Origin of the sequence: Haemophilus sp. SZY H36 (genome assembly GCF_018829625.1) — a bacterium.
Classification (GTDB): domain Bacteria; phylum Pseudomonadota; class Gammaproteobacteria; order Enterobacterales; family Pasteurellaceae; genus Haemophilus; species Haemophilus haemolyticus_K.
Map to the genome: position 1 here is coordinate 44,466 of NZ_JAHKKA010000005.1, position 18,251 is coordinate 62,716.

Annotated in this window: 13 protein-coding genes; 5 read left to right on the plus strand and 8 right to left on the minus strand. The window is 36.6% G+C overall.

Translation table 11 applies throughout. The features are described 5' to 3' along the window. From KP713_RS08150 to hemC, 3 genes are read right to left on the minus strand one after another with little or no spacing between them, the layout of a single operon-like run. A complete protein-coding gene (locus tag KP713_RS08150; protein ID WP_215770368.1) occupies window positions 1-1,248 on the minus strand; it encodes a uroporphyrinogen-III C-methyltransferase in 1,248 nt (415 codons plus the stop codon). A 9-nt stretch (window positions 1,249-1,257) separates the two neighbouring features. Further along, window positions 1,258-2,004, minus strand: a complete 747-nt coding sequence (locus KP713_RS08155; RefSeq protein ID WP_140530043.1) for a uroporphyrinogen-III synthase — start codon at window positions 2,002-2,004, stop codon at window positions 1,258-1,260. A gap of 12 nt (window positions 2,005-2,016) precedes the next feature. After that, window positions 2,017-2,946, minus strand: coding sequence for a hydroxymethylbilane synthase (gene hemC / locus KP713_RS08160; protein ID WP_215770378.1), 930 nt, complete (start codon window positions 2,944-2,946; stop codon window positions 2,017-2,019). Window positions 2,947-3,162: 216 nt separating this feature from the next. Here hemC and KP713_RS08165 point away from each other — a divergent pair, with 216 nt between their 5' ends. From KP713_RS08165 to cydC, 3 genes are all read left to right on the plus strand, one after another. Beyond that, entirely contained in the window at window positions 3,163-5,574 is a 2,412-nt protein-coding gene (locus KP713_RS08165; protein ID WP_215770369.1) for a TonB-dependent hemoglobin/transferrin/lactoferrin family receptor, read from the plus strand. Between the two features lie 70 nt (window positions 5,575-5,644). Beyond that, window positions 5,645-7,390, plus strand: coding sequence for an ABC transporter ATP-binding protein/permease (locus KP713_RS08170; protein WP_215770370.1), 1,746 nt, complete (start codon window positions 5,645-5,647; stop codon window positions 7,388-7,390). Then, window positions 7,383-9,041 carry a thiol reductant ABC exporter subunit CydC gene (cydC, locus tag KP713_RS08175; protein ID WP_215770371.1) on the plus strand — a complete coding sequence of 553 codons (1,659 nt, stop codon included), beginning with the start codon at window positions 7,383-7,385 and terminating at the stop codon, window positions 9,039-9,041. Before KP713_RS08170 ends, cydC begins: the two co-directional genes overlap by 8 nt. Before the next feature lie 117 nt (window positions 9,042-9,158). Here the strand turns inward: cydC and mnmG are convergent, their stop codons facing one another. Beyond that, entirely contained in the window at window positions 9,159-11,048 is a 1,890-nt protein-coding gene (mnmG, locus tag KP713_RS08180) for a tRNA uridine-5-carboxymethylaminomethyl(34) synthesis enzyme MnmG (protein WP_215770372.1), read from the minus strand. A gap of 503 nt (window positions 11,049-11,551) precedes the next feature. Between mnmG and KP713_RS08185 the strand changes: the two genes are divergently transcribed. Together KP713_RS08185 and KP713_RS08190 are read left to right on the plus strand one after the other, a co-directional pair. Beyond that, window positions 11,552-12,229 (plus strand): cation diffusion facilitator family transporter, encoded by a 678-nt coding sequence (locus KP713_RS08185; protein WP_215770373.1) that lies wholly within the window; start codon window positions 11,552-11,554, stop codon window positions 12,227-12,229. A 24-nt stretch (window positions 12,230-12,253) separates the two neighbouring features. Further along, window positions 12,254-12,646 carry a MerR family transcriptional regulator gene (locus KP713_RS08190; RefSeq protein ID WP_215770374.1) on the plus strand — a complete coding sequence of 131 codons (393 nt, stop codon included), beginning with the start codon at window positions 12,254-12,256 and terminating at the stop codon, window positions 12,644-12,646. Window positions 12,647-12,753: 107 nt separating this feature from the next. Here KP713_RS08190 and cpdB read toward each other — a convergent pair whose 3' ends face one another. The 4 genes from cpdB to pepE all read right to left on the minus strand — a co-directional run bounded on the left by cpdB (window position 12,754) and on the right by pepE (window position 18,179). Beyond that, window positions 12,754-14,727 carry a 2',3'-cyclic-nucleotide 2'-phosphodiesterase gene (cpdB, locus tag KP713_RS08195; protein WP_215770375.1) on the minus strand — a complete coding sequence of 658 codons (1,974 nt, stop codon included), beginning with the start codon at window positions 14,725-14,727 and terminating at the stop codon, window positions 12,754-12,756. A 92-nt stretch (window positions 14,728-14,819) separates the two neighbouring features. Beyond that, complete coding sequence (locus KP713_RS08200) at window positions 14,820-16,091, minus strand: M20 family metallo-hydrolase (RefSeq protein WP_215770376.1); 1,272 nt, start codon at window positions 16,089-16,091, stop codon at window positions 14,820-14,822. 70 nt (window positions 16,092-16,161) lie between these two features. Beyond that, window positions 16,162-17,457 (minus strand): C4-dicarboxylate transporter DcuC, encoded by a 1,296-nt coding sequence (gene dcuC / locus KP713_RS08205; RefSeq protein ID WP_005627117.1) that lies wholly within the window; start codon window positions 17,455-17,457, stop codon window positions 16,162-16,164. A 17-nt stretch (window positions 17,458-17,474) separates the two neighbouring features. Next, window positions 17,475-18,179 (minus strand): dipeptidase PepE, encoded by a 705-nt coding sequence (gene pepE, locus KP713_RS08210; protein ID WP_215770377.1) that lies wholly within the window; start codon window positions 18,177-18,179, stop codon window positions 17,475-17,477. Window positions 18,180-18,251 lie beyond the last annotated feature (72 nt).

Here is an 18,251-nt window from a genome sequence, read left to right on the forward strand (position 1 = left end):
TTATTGTTGATGCTCGGCTTTTGCCGGTTTATCTTCAGATTTTTGCATTGTATCCTCTACTTTCGGCATACTTTCAACCGCTTTATCTGTCTCAATTTCTACTTTTTGTACATCTAATGGTAAGCGATTAAGATATTTATCAAGCAATGTTAAACTCGCCAATTGTTCTGGAACATCCACATAAATAGACAGTTCTGACAATTCATCCACAGATTTTAAGAAGTTCTGCGTAGTTTCAGAATTTGTATCAAAATAGCTACGAACCCAAGACGACACAGCATCTAAAGATTGTTTATAAAGCTCATCCTGTTGACGAGGTACAGCCATAATAGCAAGTTGTAAACGTAAACGAATATTTTCACGAAGATAAATATCTTGATTCGGTGCTAATAATTCTTTCTTATTTGCGCTTTGTTTTGGCGAAATACGAATAAAATGATTTAAGAAAGAAGTAGCACTTTTTTCAACATTTTGTTGCCAATCCTCGATACTATCGGATAATTTATTATTATTTTCAGGGGTGTCATCAAAATTTACATTAAGCACTTGCAACTCATCAACTGTGTTGGCAAGCTGTGAAAGTTTTTGCATCACTGAATTTTGATCTACACTAGAAAGAGAAAGTAATTTCTTCAAATCTTGGTTAATCGCATTACGAACAGAATTAGCTTGAGCATTATTAATTTTAACTAGCGTTTCATCAGCTAATTTCAATAAAGAAATAGCTGTATCAACGTCATTATCTAAAATAAGTTTACGTAGTGCGTTATTCAATAAAAAATCGACCTCAGAGAATAGCCAATCATTTGGTTGTTGTGCACTTGCAAGTTGACTCACTTGTTTTATTTGTGCCTGTAAAGTAGTAATTTCTTCCGTTTTACTTTTATTAAATTCTTCTAATTGAATTACCTTTTCCTGCATGGCTTTTAAACCACTTTCCAATTGGCTTACTTGCTCATTTTTCTCATTTGAAGTAACACGAGAGGCTGACTCTCCGACTTGGTTTTCAAGAACAATTAACTTTTTCTGAAAGTCTGTAACTTGTTGTTGGCCAATATAATAACCAGCACCGCCAACACCAAGCGCAATTAAAATAGCTAACAAACTTAATGCTGTACCATTTTTTTTAACTATCGTTTGTTGAAGAACCGGCTGTTCTGCAAATTGTTCCGCTTCCGTTTTTTCTACTACTATTTCAGGGGTATCGCTGACTTTTTCAGTGATATCATTTGATTGATTCTTTGCCATATCAATTCCTTAATGAGTCTTAAGTAAGGTATTTAATAAACTTGTGTTATCTGCTTTAGGAGAAATGACGACATTAGCCCAACCAGCTTCTTTCGTAAAATTAGCAATACGTTGGCTTACAGTAATCAGTGTGCATTGTTTTAACCATGCCTGATCATTTTCAGGCACAAATGTTAATAGGGATTGAACGATGTCTAAGCTTGTCGCCACAATAGTATTTACACCTAAACGCTTACAAATATTTATTTTTTCTTCTGCATCATAAAGAAGAGGCTCCCGACGATAACATTCAACATAGCTTACCAATGCTCCACGTAATTCCGCTTGTTTGCGGAAAAAATCTCGACCATTATTAGCTCGTAATATTAAAATTTGTTTACCTTGCAAAAATTGCATTTCGGGTAACTCTAACAAACCTTCACTGCTTTCAGAACGAATAGGGTAACGCACATTGCGCTCGCTTTGACAAGAAAAATACTGTGCGGTTCGTTCTCCAACTGTAAAGAAATGTAAATCTTTTCTCCAAATATTATTTGTTTTTTTTAATATTTTATCTGCAAAATCCACCGCACTTTTAGAAACTAAGAACACATAATCACCAGCATTGAGTTGATTTAATCTAGTGGGTAAATTAACAAGCTCATAGCCTTCTTCTAGAGTAAATAAAGGCAAATGAAGTGCTGCCACACCTGATTGACTTAACATCTCAACCAATTGTCTACCACGTTCGTCAGGGCGAGTCACTAAGACAGCCATTACTTCTCCCTATTATGCATAAATTCTTGCTAAAATTTTATCAGCACCTTGAGCTAATAACTGTTTAGCCAAAGTACGGCCTAATTCTTCTGCATTTTCTACCGCACTTTTGCCTTCTGCTCGAAGAATCAACGAACCATCCACATCACCCACTAATGCACGTAAATAAATTTCATCTCCCTGTAACACAGCATACCCCCCAATTGGTACCTGACATCCACCTTGTAATGCAGTATTCATCGCACGTTCAGCCAAAACACATGCTGTTGTTTCTTCATCAGCTAGCGGTGCTAATAAATCTTTCACGACTATATCATCCGTTCGGCATTCTATTCCTACAGCACCTTGTCCTGCAGCTGGCAATGACTGTTCTACTTCAATAAAAGAAGCAATTCTAGATGCTAAACCTAAACGAATTAAACCTGCAGAAGCCAAAATAATGGCATCGTATTCACCAGCATCAAGTTTACTTAAACGCGTACCCACATTTCCACGTAAAGAACGAATATCTAAATCTGGTCGAAGCTGTTTTAACTGACATTGACGACGCAAACTAGATGTTCCTACAATCGCGCCCTGTGGTAATTCAGATAAAGAACAGTAAGAATTTGAAACAAAAGCATCTCGTGGATCTTCGCGTTTACAAATCACACTTAAGCCTAAACCTTCAGGAAAAGCCATTGGCACATCTTTCATTGAATGTACAGCAATATCTGCTCGCTTCTCCAATAATGCATGCTCTAGTTCTTTCACAAATAAACCTTTTCCCCCAATTTTTGCTAAAGGTGAATCTAAAATCACATCACCTTTTGTCACCATAGGCACAAGTTCAACAGTTAAATGGGAATAAAGTTGCTCTAAGCGGTCTTTCACAAAATTTGCTTGCCATAAAGCTAAAGGACTTTGACGCGTTGCGATTTTTACAATTCGAGATTGGGTCATAATTGATTCAATTTGCATAATAAAACTGCTAATCATCCTATCACTGTTAGGAAAAAAAGTCATTTTGATTGTACTGTGATGATGATTAGCAAAATAAAAGCTCAACTTAATTTTTTGATCTCGATCACAAAATAAAAATAATTATCAAAAATATATACAAAATAAAAATTCATTATTTATAATAATTATCATTTATATAACTTAAGGAAATCATAAATGAAACAACATAAATTAACCCCTTATGCTTTGTTGCTGATTACTGCAGGCATGTCTGTTACGAGTTATGCTTTGGCTGAGGAGCAATTAGAAACTATTAATGTTTCTACAGAACTAGATAGTTCTACAAAAGCTAATCATTCTGAAAAGAAAACAGCGAAGATTATTCAACAAGAATTAATCCAAAATAATAAAGATCTTGTGCGTTATAGTCCTGATGTTGGGGTGGTCGATCAAGGTCGTCATCAAAAAGGTTTTGCTATTCGTGGCGTAGAAGACAACCGTGTCGGTATTAGTATTGATGGCGTAGCTTTACCTGATTCTGAAGAAAACTCACTTTACAAACGTTATGGTAATTTAAATACTTCTCGTCAGAGTATTGATCCTGAGCTTGCTCGTACTATTGATATTGCTAAGGGCGCAGATTCTTTTAATCAAGGAAGTGGTAATATTGGTGGAGGGGTTAATTATCGCACTCTTGAACCTTTTGATATTGTAAGAAACGGTCGAAAATTTGGTGCGTTATATCGTACAGGATACGCTTCTCGCAACACTGAATGGGTAAATACTTTAGGTGTTGCCTATGCTGGTGAAAAAGCGGAAGCCTTATTACTTTATTCTAATCGCCACGGGCATGAAATGAAAAGTGCGGGTGGTTATACCATTCCTGAAGACTCACTTTATACTCGTTCTCGTGGTCGTGATAAACAAACTCCAGATGATTCAACACATAATAATCATAGCTATTTAGCGAAATTTGCATATCGTTTTAATGATAGTCACAGAGTTGGCGTTTCTTATAGTGGTTCACGTAATAAAAATTATATTATTGAAGATTCAGCAACTACTTCGTCAGCTTGGCGTGAGGCAGATGATCGTGCTAAACGTGATACTGTCAATGTTTTTTATGAATATTTACCAAATTCAAAAGTAATTTCATTGGTTAAGCTAGATTTAGATTATCAGAAAACACAAACCGCAGCTTATAATTATGAGGGTTTTCGAGCTAAAAAAGATGGTGGAACTCTTTATGAAAATAGAACACCAAATGATAAGAACCTAAGATTTTTTAATACAAAATTTAATCGTATTAATTTAGGTATTGATAGCCAGCCATTAGATTTCTTTAATACAGGCCATACTTTTTTATTAAAAACATCATTTTCAGAAAGAAAATTTGATGTTTTACACAAAGATTCTTATTTTGATACAGATACGTGGTCTTATGGAGCGGAAACTTTAGAAACTATGATGATGCCAGTTGAAAGTTATCATCACTTTGTGTCTCTAAAAGATAATATTGAATTTAACCCTGAATTAAAAGGGCATTTAGGCTTGCGTTATGATTGGGCTAAGCATGAGCAGAAAAGTTTAAATGGATTAGCTTGTAAATTTTGTAGAAAAGCTGAGAATGCTAAATTCCATAACATTAGTTGGACAGCTGGAATAGAGAAAATGATCAACGATGAGTGGAAATTAGGTTATAACATTGGTACTGGTTTCCGGATTCCAAATGCATCTGAAATGTATTTTGATTACAGAGATAATGCATCTGGTGCTTGGATGTCAAATCCTAGCTTAAAAGCAGAAAAGAGTTTGACACAAAATATTAATCTTATAGGCAAGGGGCATTTAGGAGAGTTTTCACTTAATTTGCATCATACTCGTTATAAAGATTTTCTTTATGAACAAGAGACTTGGGCTTATTACAATTATTATAAAGATCTTTGGCGTTGGCGTCCTGTTCAACAAATGCAAAATATTGATTCTGCCAAAATTTATGGTGTTGAATTTACTGGAAGACTTAACTTAAATGAAGTTACGCCAATACCAAATGGCTGGAAATTGTTTGCTTCTTTAGGCTATAGCAAAGGAAGCATGTCTAATAATGCAAGTTTAATGTCACTTCAACCAATTAAAGCTATTGTTGGATTAGATTATGAGGATCCTAACGGTAAATGGGGGATTTTCTCTCGTTTAACATACTTGGGGGCAAAAAAAGCAAAAGATGCTCAATATTTGAAAAATCAAAGAGAGCGTTGTGTGAAAAAAGAACTTAAAAAGAATCCATATTATGAATGGGGGTATGGTCCTGAATATCAAGAAGAATGTTCTGAATATGTGCATGAGACAACTTTAGCAACATGGAAGCATTTAAATTCAAAAGCCTTTATATTCGATATGTTTGGTTTCTATAAAGTGGCAGATAATGTTACTTTACGTGCTGGTGTTTATAATCTATTTAATCGTAAATATCACACTTGGGATGCGTTACGTGGTTTAGATAGTACTGGAGGTCTAATTAATTCCGTAGGTCTTGATCCTCATGAAAAATATGGTGGTTATCCAGGACTTCAACGTTATTATCAACCAGGTCGCAATTTTGCAGCTTCTATTGAAATTCGTTTTTAATTATTAAATTTTTTATAGCAAAGTACGCATAGTAATGTGCGTACTTCTTTTTATTTTAGGAGCAATCATTATGATGATAGATAAACGCCTAATTAACACGGTGGCCGATAGTAAAAAATGGATTGGTGTCACTGTGTTGTGGAATTGGGTGGCATTAGTTGGCGGGATTATTAGTGCCGTCGTGTTTTCTTATATTTTACAGGCCGCTTATTTTAAAGACTTGACGATGTCAAGTGCGGTGGGTTTAGGTGTAATTTTAATTGCAGCATTGGCATTACGTGCTTTTGCGGGTAAAAAATCGGTGCAGGCGTCTTATTTTGCCAGCACAAAAGTGAAGCATGAATTGCGTAGCCTTATCTACCGTAAATTGGCTTCTATGCCACTTAACCAAGTGAACCAACAATCCACTTCAAGCATTATCCAAGTGGCATCAGAAGGTGTAGAGCAGCTTGAAATCTATTTTGGCCGTTATTTGCCGCAGCTTTTTTATAGCTTGCTTGCACCGCTTACCCTCTTTGTTTTCTTGATTTTTTTCAGCTTTAAAACAGCCATTATTTTATTAATTTGCGTGCCGCTTATTCCAATGTCGATTATTGCGGTGAATAAAATTGCGAAAAAACTCTTGGCAAAATATTGGTCGATTTATGTGGGATTAGGCAGCAGCTTTTTAGATAACCTACAAGGTTTAATTACGTTGAAAATCTATCAAGATGATGCTTACAAAGCGAAAGAGATGGATAAAGAGGCTGAGCATTTCCGCAAAATTACCATGAAAGTGCTTACTATGCAGCTTAACTCGGTTTCTCTTATGGATTTACTCGCTTATGGTGGCGCGGCAATTGGGATTTTAACGGCTTTATTGCAATTCCAAGACGCACAACTCAGCGTGTTAGGCGTGATTTTATTTATTCTACTTTCTTCCGAGTTCTTTATTCCGCTTCGTTTGCTTGGTTCATTCTTCCATGTGGCGATGAATGGCAAAGCGGCTTCAGATAAAATTTTCACATTGCTTGATACACCAGTGGAAACCCAACAAAGTGTGGTAGATTTTGAGGCCAAAAATAACGTTCAAGTGGAAATTAAAGATTTACATTTTGCGTATTCTGCAGAAAAACCAGCCATTCAGGGTTTAACTTTAACGATTCAACCAAACCAACTTTCAGTGTTTGTGGGTAAAAGTGGTTGCGGTAAATCAACCTTAGTTTCGTTGTTGATGGGCTTTAATAAAGCGCAACAAGGTGAGATTTTGTTTAATGGACAAAACGCCGCTGAAATAGACCGCACTTCTTTCTATCAAAAAGTATCGTTGGTGAGCCATAGCAGTTACGTGTTTAAAGGCTCACTGCGTGAAAATATGACGATGGCGAAAATTGATGCCACAGATGAACAAATTTATGAGTGTTTAGAACAAGTGAATCTTGCCCACTTTGTACGTGAAAATGGCGGATTAGATATGCAGCTATTAAGCCGCGGCGCGAATTTATCCGGCGGTCAGATTCAACGTTTAGCCTTAGCACGTGCTTTATTGCACAATGCGGAGCTTTATATTTTTGACGAAGCGACCAGTAATATTGATGTGGAAAGCGAAGAAATTATTTTGCAGTTTATTCAACAATTTAAACAACAAAAAACCATTGTGATGATTTCTCACCGCTTGGCAAATGCAGTAAATGCGGACTGTATTAACGTACTTGACCAAGGCAAATTGATTGAGCAAGGCACACACGAAACCTTAATGGCAAAACAAGGTGCGTATGCTGAAATGTTCCAACAACAAAAAGATTTAGAACAAATTAGAGAGGTGGCAAATGCGTAAAAATGGTTTTGTTGTAATGGGGCATTTGTTGAAATTAGTGACCCCACTTGCGCACATTATGGCGTTTACTATCACCATGGGAACGCTCGGTTTCCTGGCTGCCATCTTTATTATGGTGCTGGGTGCGATGGGGTTAGTGAATCTTTTAAACTTTGATACCCATTTAAGTTTCTCTGGAATTTTGACCGCACTTATTGTATTGGCGGTGGCTCGTGGCGCATTGCGTTATTTAGAGCAAATGTCAGGGCACTACATCGCTTTTAAATTATTGGCATTATTGCGTGATAAAGTGTTTTCTTCTTTGCGCCGCTTAGCTTTTGTGAAGTTACAAGATAAACAAACAGGGCAATTAGTGTCTTTAGTGACTAATGATATTGAATTGCTTGAAGTATTTTATGCGCACACCATCGCACCAATTATGATCGCGTTCTTTACCTCTGCGATTTTATTGTTGGTTTTTGCGCATCTTTCTGGTTGGTTTGTGCTTGTGGCATTGGCTGCGTATTTAACAGTAGGCGTGATTTTACCGATTATCACTACCAAATTGGCGCGTGAAGATGGCAGACGCTATCGTGAATTAGTAGGCGAAATGAATGATTTCTTCCTAGACAGTGTGCGTGGTATGAAAGAAATTCAGCTTTTCGGCTATGCGAAACAACGTTTAGATGAAATTCAACAACGCAGCCAAAAAATTGATACGGCTTTTGAGCGCATTAAAGACCAAGAAGCGAAAGTGCGCGTTTATACTGAAGTGGCAGTATCCGTTTTCAACATTATTATGCTGTTTACTGGCTTAATTTTGTTTAGCTTGGATAAAATTGATTTCTCAGCCTTTTTAGTTGGTGTGATTTTATTAATGTCGAGCTACGGGCCAGTTATCGCCTTAAGTAACCTTTCAAGCAACTTATTACAAACTTTGGCTTCAGGTGAGCGTGTATTAAGTTTATTAGCGGAAGAACCAGAGTTAAAAGATGTAGAAAGTGCGGTAGATTTGAAGGACGTTTCTTGCATTGATGTGGAGAATGTAAACTTTGCTTACGGCGAAGAACAAATTTTATCGGATGTGAGCTTATCTGTGAAAAAAGGTGAAATTTTGGGTATTCACGGCAGAAGCGGTAGCGGTAAAAGTACCTTGTTGAAATTGCTGATGCGTTTTTACGATCCAAAATCAGGCAGCATTAAAATTAACGGCGAAACCTTACCGAATATCAACACTCGTAGCTTGCGTGACAATATGGCGTACATTACTCAGCAAACCTATATTTTCAACGAAACCATTGAAGAAAATATTCGTCTTGCGCGCCGTGACGCAACGTTAGAAGAGATTATGGAAGCGGCGAAGAAAGCCTCAATTCATGATTTCATTTTAAGCTTACCACAAGGCTATCAAACAAAAATGACGGAATTGGGCGGTAACCTCTCTGATGGTGAAAAACAACGTATCGGTATTGCCCGAGCATTCTTGCATAATGCGCCGATTATCTTGCTTGATGAGCCAACCAGCAATTTGGATAGCTTAAACGAAGCAATGATTTTGAAATCATTACTCGATGTTAAAGCTGAAAAATTGATTATTCTCGTTAGCCACCGCCAATCCACGATGGCAATTTGTGATCAGGTGATTGGTATAGAAAACGGCAGAATGTCCTAAATTAATATAAGAAAAAATCGCACTGTTAAAGGTGCGATTTAATTATATTTTAAAACTAATCTTATAAAAAAGAGCGGTGAAAATTCACCGCACTTTTACTTTCAAACACAGAAAATCTTATTCCCCACGCTTCAGCATGCCTTGTTTTTTCAAATTCACCAAAATAATTGAAATTGCAGCAGGGGTGATACCTGAAATTCGGCTGGCTTGGCCAATGGAAACAGGACGATGCTGTTCCAACTTCGCACGTACTTCATTAGATAAACCAGACACTTTGCTGTAATCAAAGTTAGCTGGGATAGCTGTATTTTCGTGGCGTTTTTGTTTTTCAATTTCTTCTTGTTGATGCTCAATATAGCCTTGATACTTAATGGCAATTTCCACTTGTTCTACGGCTTCTCGGTCTTCCATTGCCGGTTTGTATGGCGTTAAAGAAGTCAAAATATCATAGGTCATTTCTGGACGGCGTAATAAATCTTCACCGCTGGCTTCACGCACAAGTGGGCTACCAAGCACTTTATTCACTTCTTCTAAATATTCAGAACGCGGATGCAACCAAATGCTGCGTAAGCGTTGGCGTTCCTGTTCAATATTTTCCATTTTTTGATTAAAGCGCGCCCAGCGAGCCTCATCAATCAAACCTAATTCATGGGCAATCGGCGTTAAACGAATGTCTGCATTGTCTTCACGTAATAACAAACGGTACTCAGCACGAGAAGTGAATACACGATATGGTTCTTTGGTACCAAGTGTGCAAAGGTCATCAACCAGTACGCCAGTATAAGATTGATCACGACGTGGATACCATGCATCTTTATCTTGTACGTAAAGACCTGCGTTAATCCCAGCCAATAAACCTTGTGCTGCCGCTTCTTCATAACCCGTTGTACCGTTAATTTGACCTGCAAAGAATAAACCTGAAATAGCTTTTGTTTCTAACGTTGGTTTTAAGTCACGCGGATCAAAATAATCATATTCAATGGCATAACCTGGCTTCACAATACGTGCATTTTCTAAACCTTTCATGGAATTCACAATGCCCATTTGTACGTCAAACGGCAAACTGGTAGAGATCCCGTTTGGATATACTTCATTACTGGTTAAGCCTTCTGGTTCCAAATAAATTTGATGTGAATTACGATCCGCAAAACGCATTACTTTATCTTCAATAGATGGGCAATAACGTGGACCGATCCCTTCAATCACACCAGTATACATAGGACTGCGATCCAAATTATTACGGATCACTTCATGGGTTTGTTCATTGGTATGGGTAATATAACAAGGAATTTGTTGTGGGTGATCTGAAACAGATCCCATAAAAGAAAACACAGGTAAAACTGCATCACCATGTTGTTTAGCTAATACATCAAAATTGATCGTACGTGCATCAATACGTGGTGGTGTACCTGTTTTAAGACGATCTACACGTAATCCTAGATCCCTTAATCGATGTGAAAGATTTACAGAAGCAGGATCTCCAGCACGACCACCTTCATAATTTTCCAATCCAATATGAATTTTACCAGCTAAGAAAGTACCTGCAGTTAATACCACTGATTTAGCACGAAAAGTTAATCCCATTTTTGTGCTAACGCCTGTAACTCGATCTTGCTCAATTAGAATATCGGTGGCTTCTTGTTGGAAAATATCTAAATTAGGTTGATTTTCCAATGCAGTACGAACAGCTTGACGATATAAAACTCTGTCAGCTTGAGCACGAGTAGCACGCACTGCTGGGCCTTTACTGCTATTTAAAGTACGAAATTGAATCCCTGCTTTATCTGCAGCATGCGCCATTAAACCGCCCATTGCATCCACTTCTTTTACTAAATGACCTTTACCGATCCCACCAATTGCAGGGTTACAAGACATTTGCCCTAAAGTATCTACATTATGTGTTAATAAAAGGGTTTTTAATCCCATTCGAGCTGGTGCAAGCGCGGCTTCTGTACCCGCATGACCACCACCGATCACAATCACATCATAAGTTTCAGTGTAAAACATATCTATCTCTATTTATTCGGATCAAAAAATTGTCATTATTCTACAGAAATTTAAAACACCTGACAAAAAAAGAATGGATCTATTGATCCTTTGAAAGATCACGTTTGTATTAATAAATAAGATCTCTTTTTATATAAAGATCTTATTATTGTTACTATTAAGATCCTTTGAGGTTGTAAGTAACCTTATTCGATCCTTATGGAAACAGGTGTTATAGGATCTAAAGATCTTGTGAAAATGCGATCATTTTCTTTAAAAATCTTGTGTGTAAAATGGAAAGTTATTAACAACTTTATTTTTTCTCAAAGTTACCAAGTGAGTAAAAACAGTTTTATGACAGATTATTTATGAGTTATCCACAGATAAAAATGAATTTTTATTGAAATCTCTATAATTTAGCTTTTTTTAAACAATTAATTTTATTAAATGTAAGTTTTATGATTTGACTTTGTAGTTACTACAGGTTTTATTCTTCCTTCAAATCAAATAGTTAAGGAAATAAAATGAAAGAAGTTTCTATAGTAAAAAATTATACTCCTAAAGAATATCAGCAGCATGCATCTTGCCCTCATAGTCAAATTTCTAAAAATAAAATGGTATTAGGCATCAGTTTTACAATTATTACCTTTTATATGGTTGTTGAATTTCTAGGGGGATATTGGTTTAACAGCCTTACTTTGATGGCTGATGCTGGGCATATGGCAAATGATAGTTTATCCATTTTTTTAGCATTGATTGGGTTATTTTTAAGTCTAAAATGGCAAAAATGGTTAGCTTTAATCAATGGAATTTCATTAGTTTGGGTCGCTATTTGGATTTTTATTGAGGCTGTAACACGTTGGCAGGCTCCGATAGAAATAGCCGCTTTGCCAATGTTAGGTGTAGCTTTACTAGGGTTTGGGATTAATTTGTTAGTAGCTTTTATAATGCTAAAAAGTAATCGCCATAATTTGAATATTCGTGCAGCATATTTGCATATTTTAGTAGATTTATTTGGTTCGGTTGTTGCTATTATTGCAGGAATAAGTGCTTGGTGGTTAAATTGGCAGTGGGTTGATGTAGTTGCTAGTGGTATCTTAAGTATTTTTGTATTACACAGCGGTATTTCTACAGTTTTTCAAGCTATTAAATCCTTATATAGCAGCGATGACAATTCATTGCCGAATGATCATTCTCATTAAAGTAAAAAATTGCTTGAGGAAATAATGAAAATTAATGAATTAAGTAAATCTACACATACTAATATTGAAACTATTCGCTACTATGAGAAACAAGGAGTATTACCTCCGCCTAAGCGATTGGCTAATGGTTATCGATTTTATGATGAAGAGAGTATAGAGCAATTAAACTTTATTAAAAAATGTCGAATGTTGGGCTTCTCTTTAGAGAATATTCGGGAACTCAATCGTATTAGATTTAGTACGAAAGATCATTATCAAGCAGATCAATTAGTACTTAATCAACTTATTCAAGTAGAAAATAAAATATCTCAATTATTAGAAATTAAAGCTTTTTTGCAGTCTATTGTTACCGAAAATGAACATAATGGAGAAGAATGTAAAGCAATAGAAGGGTTGAAAAGCGAATGCAATTTGTAAAAGAAAGAAGATAGATTAATGAAAATACTTAAAAATTTTACCGCATTTTAGAAGAAAAAATGCCGCCTAAATTTTGATATTCAGACGGCATTTTATTTTTCTAATTATTATTTAGATAAATCAATTTGATATACAGCAAATCCTACTTCATCTGTACCCACTTGTTTCATTGGATACTGTGCTTTTTCTTTGATGAATTTAGCTGCTTGTTCACTTGGAGAGGTTTCAAAACGAACATCTAATTTATCATTGCCTTTAATTGGCGTAAAGCGCCAGTTTTTATCCGCGCTAGGGTTTACAGAACCTTCTTTTTCACTGGTTACTTTAATGTAATCAGCTAAAATTTGACGGTTTTCATCTGGTGATGCGTAAACAATATGTTGATCGCCAGTGCCTGGGAATTTATTACCGTAAGCACGATAGTTATTCGTTGCAATCAAAAATTCTGCTTTTGGATCAACTGGTTTGCCTTGATAAGTGAGGTTCACTACACGATGCGATTCTGGGTTAATTAATTTACATTCACCATCGTAACGAGCAGGTTTGGTTAGATCGTATTCATAATTGACACCATCAATCACATCAAAGTTATAAGTGCGGAAACCTTCCCAGTCGATTAATGATTGTGGTTTATCACTTGTGGGGTCAATTTGTTTAAACATACCAGCACTACATTCTAACCATTCTTTTAATTGTTCGCCTGTTGCTTTAACAACTACTAATGTATTTGGATAGAGATATAAGTCCGCAGCGTTACGGAAAGTTAATTCACCTTTATTTACTTCGGTATAACCTGTTGGGTCATTTTTACGACCACCCGCTTTAAATGGTGCGCCTGCACTTAAAATAGGTAAGCCAGCCATTGCTGCAACACTTGGTGCAACTTTTTCTACATAGGCTTTTTGTGCTTGGTTTACAATTTGAATGGTTGGATCATCTTGTACTAATGCAAGATAGCTGTACATATTATCTGTTGCTTTACCAATAGGTTGAGAAACAAATTTACGTGTTGCTTCGTGAACTGGTTTTAAAAGTGCGGTAATATCTGGGTCATTTTCTGCAAGTGCTTTTTTATTTTCTGCATCATAAATTGGACGAAGAACCGCTTTTCCAGAGGTTACAATCCATTTACCTTTGTGTTCTGTTAATCCTAAATCCACCACGCTGATATTATTTGCCCAGTAACCAGCCATACTTTCTGGTACACCTTTTACCGTACCATTTACGATGTCTGCATTTGGTGATTTCGCAAATTCTTTATTTGGGAATAAACGGTGTGAGTGACCAAAAATAACGGCATCAATATGTGGAACATCAGCTAGATAGAATGCTGAGTTTTCAGCACCTTCTTGATAAGGTTCATCAGATGGGCCTGTGTGAGCTAATGCAACGACAATATCAGCCCCTTTTTTCTTCATTTCAGGGACATATTTTTGTGCTGTTTTTACAATATCACGGGTTTCAACTTTGCCTTGAAGGTTCGCTTTATCCCAAACCATAATTTGCGGTGGCACAAAACCGATGTAACCAATTTTTAATTTATGTGTTTTACCGTGATTATCCACCACAGATTTTTCTTGAATTACATAAGGTGTGAAATAAGGTTCTTCAGTTCCTACTTTTACTACGTTGGCATTTACAATTGGGAATTTAGCTTGTTTGATACAGTCAGCTAAATAATCTAAACCATAGTTAAACTCATGGTTACCTAACGTTCCTACTTCATAGTGCATTGCATTTAAGCAATCAACTGCAGGGTTAGATTTGCCTTCTTTATAGCCTTGAGCAGCTTGATAATCAGCAATAGGGTTACCTTGAATTAAATCCCCGTTATCAACCAATACACTATTTTTTACTTCAGAACGAGCTTGACGAATAAGGCTTGCTGCACGAGTAAAACCGAATTTCTCGGTTGGGGCGTCTTTGTAATAATCAAAGTCTGTTAAGAAACTGTGAACGTCAGTAGTAGCAACAATACGTAAATCTACATCATGTTTACCTTTTGCTGTCGCAAAACGGCTTGCACTTAATGCAAGAATACTGCTTGCACCGATTTGAATAAAATGACGTCTATTAATCATTGAGTTTTCCTTATAAGGTGAGTAGATATTGCCTTTATTCTAAGAAAAATAGAGGATTCTTAAAAGAAAGGAGTAAAAATATTTTTGTTTAATTAAGCTAATAATCTTTGTACTAAAGATGTATAAATATTAACCCCAGTAAGTAATTGATTTTCATCAAAATCAAATTCAGCTTCATGATGACCTGCTGTGCGATCTGCTCCAAGAATGAAGTAAATAGCTTTTCCTCCGTGTTCTTGTACACGTCTACCTAAGATAGTCGCATCTTCACTTGCATTGAAAGCATAATCTGAATTTACGTTATTTATTTGTGGTTGTTCAAGGGATATTTCTTCGATGAGTTTTATAAGTTCAACATCGTTATTCATATCCACGGCTTCACCTACAATTTCAGTTTCATATGCGACATCAAAACTTATGGAGATACCTTTGGCTATTTGCATGACTTGTTCAGTCATGTATTCATTAATTGCTTTATTTTCTCCCCGCACTTCTAATTGTAATTCAGCAGAGGATGGAATAACATTTCGTCCTTCACCCGCTTTTAGCACACCCACATTAATTCTTGTCATGCCTTCGCCATGGCGTGCAATACCATGAAGTTGAGTGACTGTATGTGCTGCAGCTAATAAAGCATTACGACCTAAATGGGGGGTAGCACCTGCATGTGCAGGTTTACCTTTATAGCGAATATCAATTTTTGTAGTGGAAAGAAAATTTCTTGGATTAGCAATAACTGTGCCTGTATTCGCGCAAAAACTAATGTGTGAAGAAGCAAAATAATCTGCATCATCAATTATGCCACTTTGTGCAATGGCTGCTGCACCACGAACACCTTCTTCTGCTGGTTGGAATACAATTTTTACTTTTCCAGTGAGCTTATCTTTGTTCTGAGCGATCCATAATGCAACACCTAAACCTATTGTAATATGTGAATCATGTCCACAAGCATGCATAAAACCATCGTTAATTGAGGCAAAACCTTCTTTATTTGGAATATGCTCTGGTGAGCGAGTTTCCGTTACATTCACACAGTCTATGTCAAAACGTAATGCAATAGTTTTTCCTGGTTTGCCTGAATCAAATAATGCTACACAACCAGTGTACCCTTCCATTTTTTCGAGCCATTTTTCATTGGCTCCATAGGCTTTTGCATTAGCTAAACCTTTATCTACTACGGCTTGTTTTCGTCCACGAACAAAGTCCGGATTTATAATTTGCTTGCCAAGAAAAATTTCAAAATACCCTAAGTCTTCCAAGTAATCCGCAATGCGAGAAGTTGTCCAAAATTCACTCCAACCAATTTCTGGAAAACGATGAAATTCACGACGCCATTTAACAAGTTGATTTAAATCTAAGTTCATTTTTTTCTCCTTTAAACGTCTATAAAAACAGACCGCACTTAAATAAAGTGCGGTCAATTTTTTACTATTTTTACAACATAAATAATGCTAAGAATAAAACAGCAAGTATCATGCCTGGTGCGGTACGTTTTACCATTTCTACTGGGCTTACCATCGCAAGGCCTGCACAAACAATAGTTACGCCTGCAATTGGTGAAGCTGTACGACCGATTGCACCAGCAATAGCTGCTGCCATACCAAGGTTTACATGAGTGTAGCCGAGTTCTACAGCATGTGGAGTGACGGCACTGTTAAAGGCAATCGCTGCCGCATCGCCAGAGCCTGTAATTAACCCCATTAAGAATGGTCCAATTGTTGCACCCCAACGTACAAATTCGTTGGATTCTTTTAAGAAAGAAATTGCAGCATCCACTGCGCCCGTAGATTTTAATCCTGCTACAAATACACTGGCTGCAATGATAATACCAAGTACGTTTGCATAAGAATTTCCCATACCATTGAAAAATTCTTCAGTGATTTTTACTGGGGAAATACGAGTGACGATAATGCCGTAAATTGCACCAATCAGCATCGCTTGAGGTACACCCATTTTAGTCCATTCAAGACCCGGTACTTGTTGTAATGATGTTCCACCAATCACTAAAATAACTAATGGTATTAATGGTGCAAGGGCATAAAGTACATTGACGCCTTCAACAACTTTTATTTCACTTTCTTTTTGTTCTGCAAGATAAGCTTGGCGATGTTGTTCACCATAATCTTTAAAAACAAGCGCAAGAATTGTTAAAACAACAGCACCTATTGCTCCCGCAATCATATTATATGGCGCATGAGAAAGGTTTACTTGAGCGATAGTTAAGCCTGACATTTCACTAATCATTGCAGAATGAGAAGAACCTGGGCTCATCATTGATCCAAAAGTCCCTGCTAAAATAGCGGCGCCAGCAGTAGCTGGTCGAACACCCGCACTTTTTAATACAGGAATTAATGTTGCGCCAACTGCAGCTGCACAACCAGCAGCAGAAGGAATAGCAATATTGATGAAAAAGGTGATGACTGTTGCAATCGGAATTAAGAAGAATTTTAATCCGCTTAATGGTTTGGTAAGTAAATGCACTAGATGAGTATCACATTGAGTGTATTTCATTACATAAGCAAAACCCATACTAGAACAGATGGCCATAATTAATCCGCCAGATGTCATGCTTTTGGCAAAAGCATCTAATGCGCCCATTGGATTAAGCGTCAGAATGGACATAATTAAGCCGACACCAATCAAAACGGTTCGGGTTTCGGCTTTTTTTATCAGAAAATAAATTGTGGCAATAATGCCAACCACAGCAACGATGGATTTAAATAATTCCATTATATGTTCCTTTTAAGTTAATAAGAAAAAGTTGTATTGATGTCAAATGTGCCACATTCCATATTTTCACTGAAGCACAAAATAGGATTTTCACCCAACACAGTTGCCATTTCATTTTGTATATGAAGCGCAGAACCTTCAGGTAAGGCATATACAAATGCAGTTGGATTAACGAGTAAAAATTCTGCCAAACGTTCTTCTCGGCTTTCACCATTATGACCTTGCATTTTACCTGAAATAAAGTGCGGATTAATTTGATGAGGAAAAAGTTGTAATGCTTGAAATGAAGGAGGATAAGTAATCGGCATATCATTAGTTGTCATAATAGATGCGCCAGCTACATTGGCCCCAGCACTCCAACCAAAATAAGGCTTACCGTTATTTACTTTTTCACGAATGATATCAATCAAATTGTGTTCATAAAGCTGTTTTAACAAACAAAATGTATTCCCGCCGCCAATAGCAATGACATCTGCTTGTTCAATGATATCTCGATGCTGTTTACCATGATGAACGGAAACAATATTCATCCCTAAATCAGAAAGTGCGTTTTGCACAGTTTTTTCATATTCATCAAAAGTGCGGCGTACCCCAGCATAAGGCACAAAAGCAATTGTTTTACCACGATAATCAGCCAAGAAATTTTGTAACCAAGGTATTGTATGTTCAAGATAACCTGTGTTCTTGTATTTTGAGCTACTGAGCAGTAACATGTTTTTCATATTTATAATCCTTTTTAGGGATGAAAAGTTATTGCTATTATGCCGAAGCTAAAAACAAAATCCAGAATAAAA

Bases quoted from the DNA above. Each gene is read 5' to 3' on its own strand.
- cpdB (WP_215770375.1), bottom strand. From the start codon at position 14,727: ATGATTAATAGACGTCATTTTATTCAAATCGGTGCAAGCAGTATTCTT.
- KP713_RS08185 (WP_215770373.1), top strand. From the start codon at position 11,552: ATGAAAGAAGTTTCTATAGTAAAAAATTATACTCCTAAAGAATATCAG.
- KP713_RS08165 (WP_215770369.1), top strand. From the start codon at position 3,163: ATGAAACAACATAAATTAACCCCTTATGCTTTGTTGCTGATTACTGCA.
- pepE (WP_215770377.1), bottom strand. From the start codon at position 18,179: ATGAAAAACATGTTACTGCTCAGTAGCTCAAAATACAAGAACACAGGT.
- KP713_RS08200 (WP_215770376.1), bottom strand. From the start codon at position 16,091: ATGAACTTAGATTTAAATCAACTTGTTAAATGGCGTCGTGAATTTCAT.
- dcuC (WP_005627117.1), bottom strand. From the start codon at position 17,457: ATGGAATTATTTAAATCCATCGTTGCTGTGGTTGGCATTATTGCCACA.
- KP713_RS08155 (WP_140530043.1), bottom strand. From the start codon at position 2,004: ATGGCTGTCTTAGTGACTCGCCCTGACGAACGTGGTAGACAATTGGTT.
- cydC (WP_215770371.1), top strand. From the start codon at position 7,383: ATGCGTAAAAATGGTTTTGTTGTAATGGGGCATTTGTTGAAATTAGTG.
- mnmG (WP_215770372.1), bottom strand. From the start codon at position 11,048: ATGTTTTACACTGAAACTTATGATGTGATTGTGATCGGTGGTGGTCAT.
- KP713_RS08170 (WP_215770370.1), top strand. From the start codon at position 5,645: ATGATGATAGATAAACGCCTAATTAACACGGTGGCCGATAGTAAAAAA.
- KP713_RS08190 (WP_215770374.1), top strand. From the start codon at position 12,254: ATGAAAATTAATGAATTAAGTAAATCTACACATACTAATATTGAAACT.
- hemC (WP_215770378.1), bottom strand. From the start codon at position 2,946: ATGACCCAATCTCGAATTGTAAAAATCGCAACGCGTCAAAGTCCTTTA.
- KP713_RS08150 (WP_215770368.1), bottom strand. From the start codon at position 1,248: ATGGCAAAGAATCAATCAAATGATATCACTGAAAAAGTCAGCGATACC.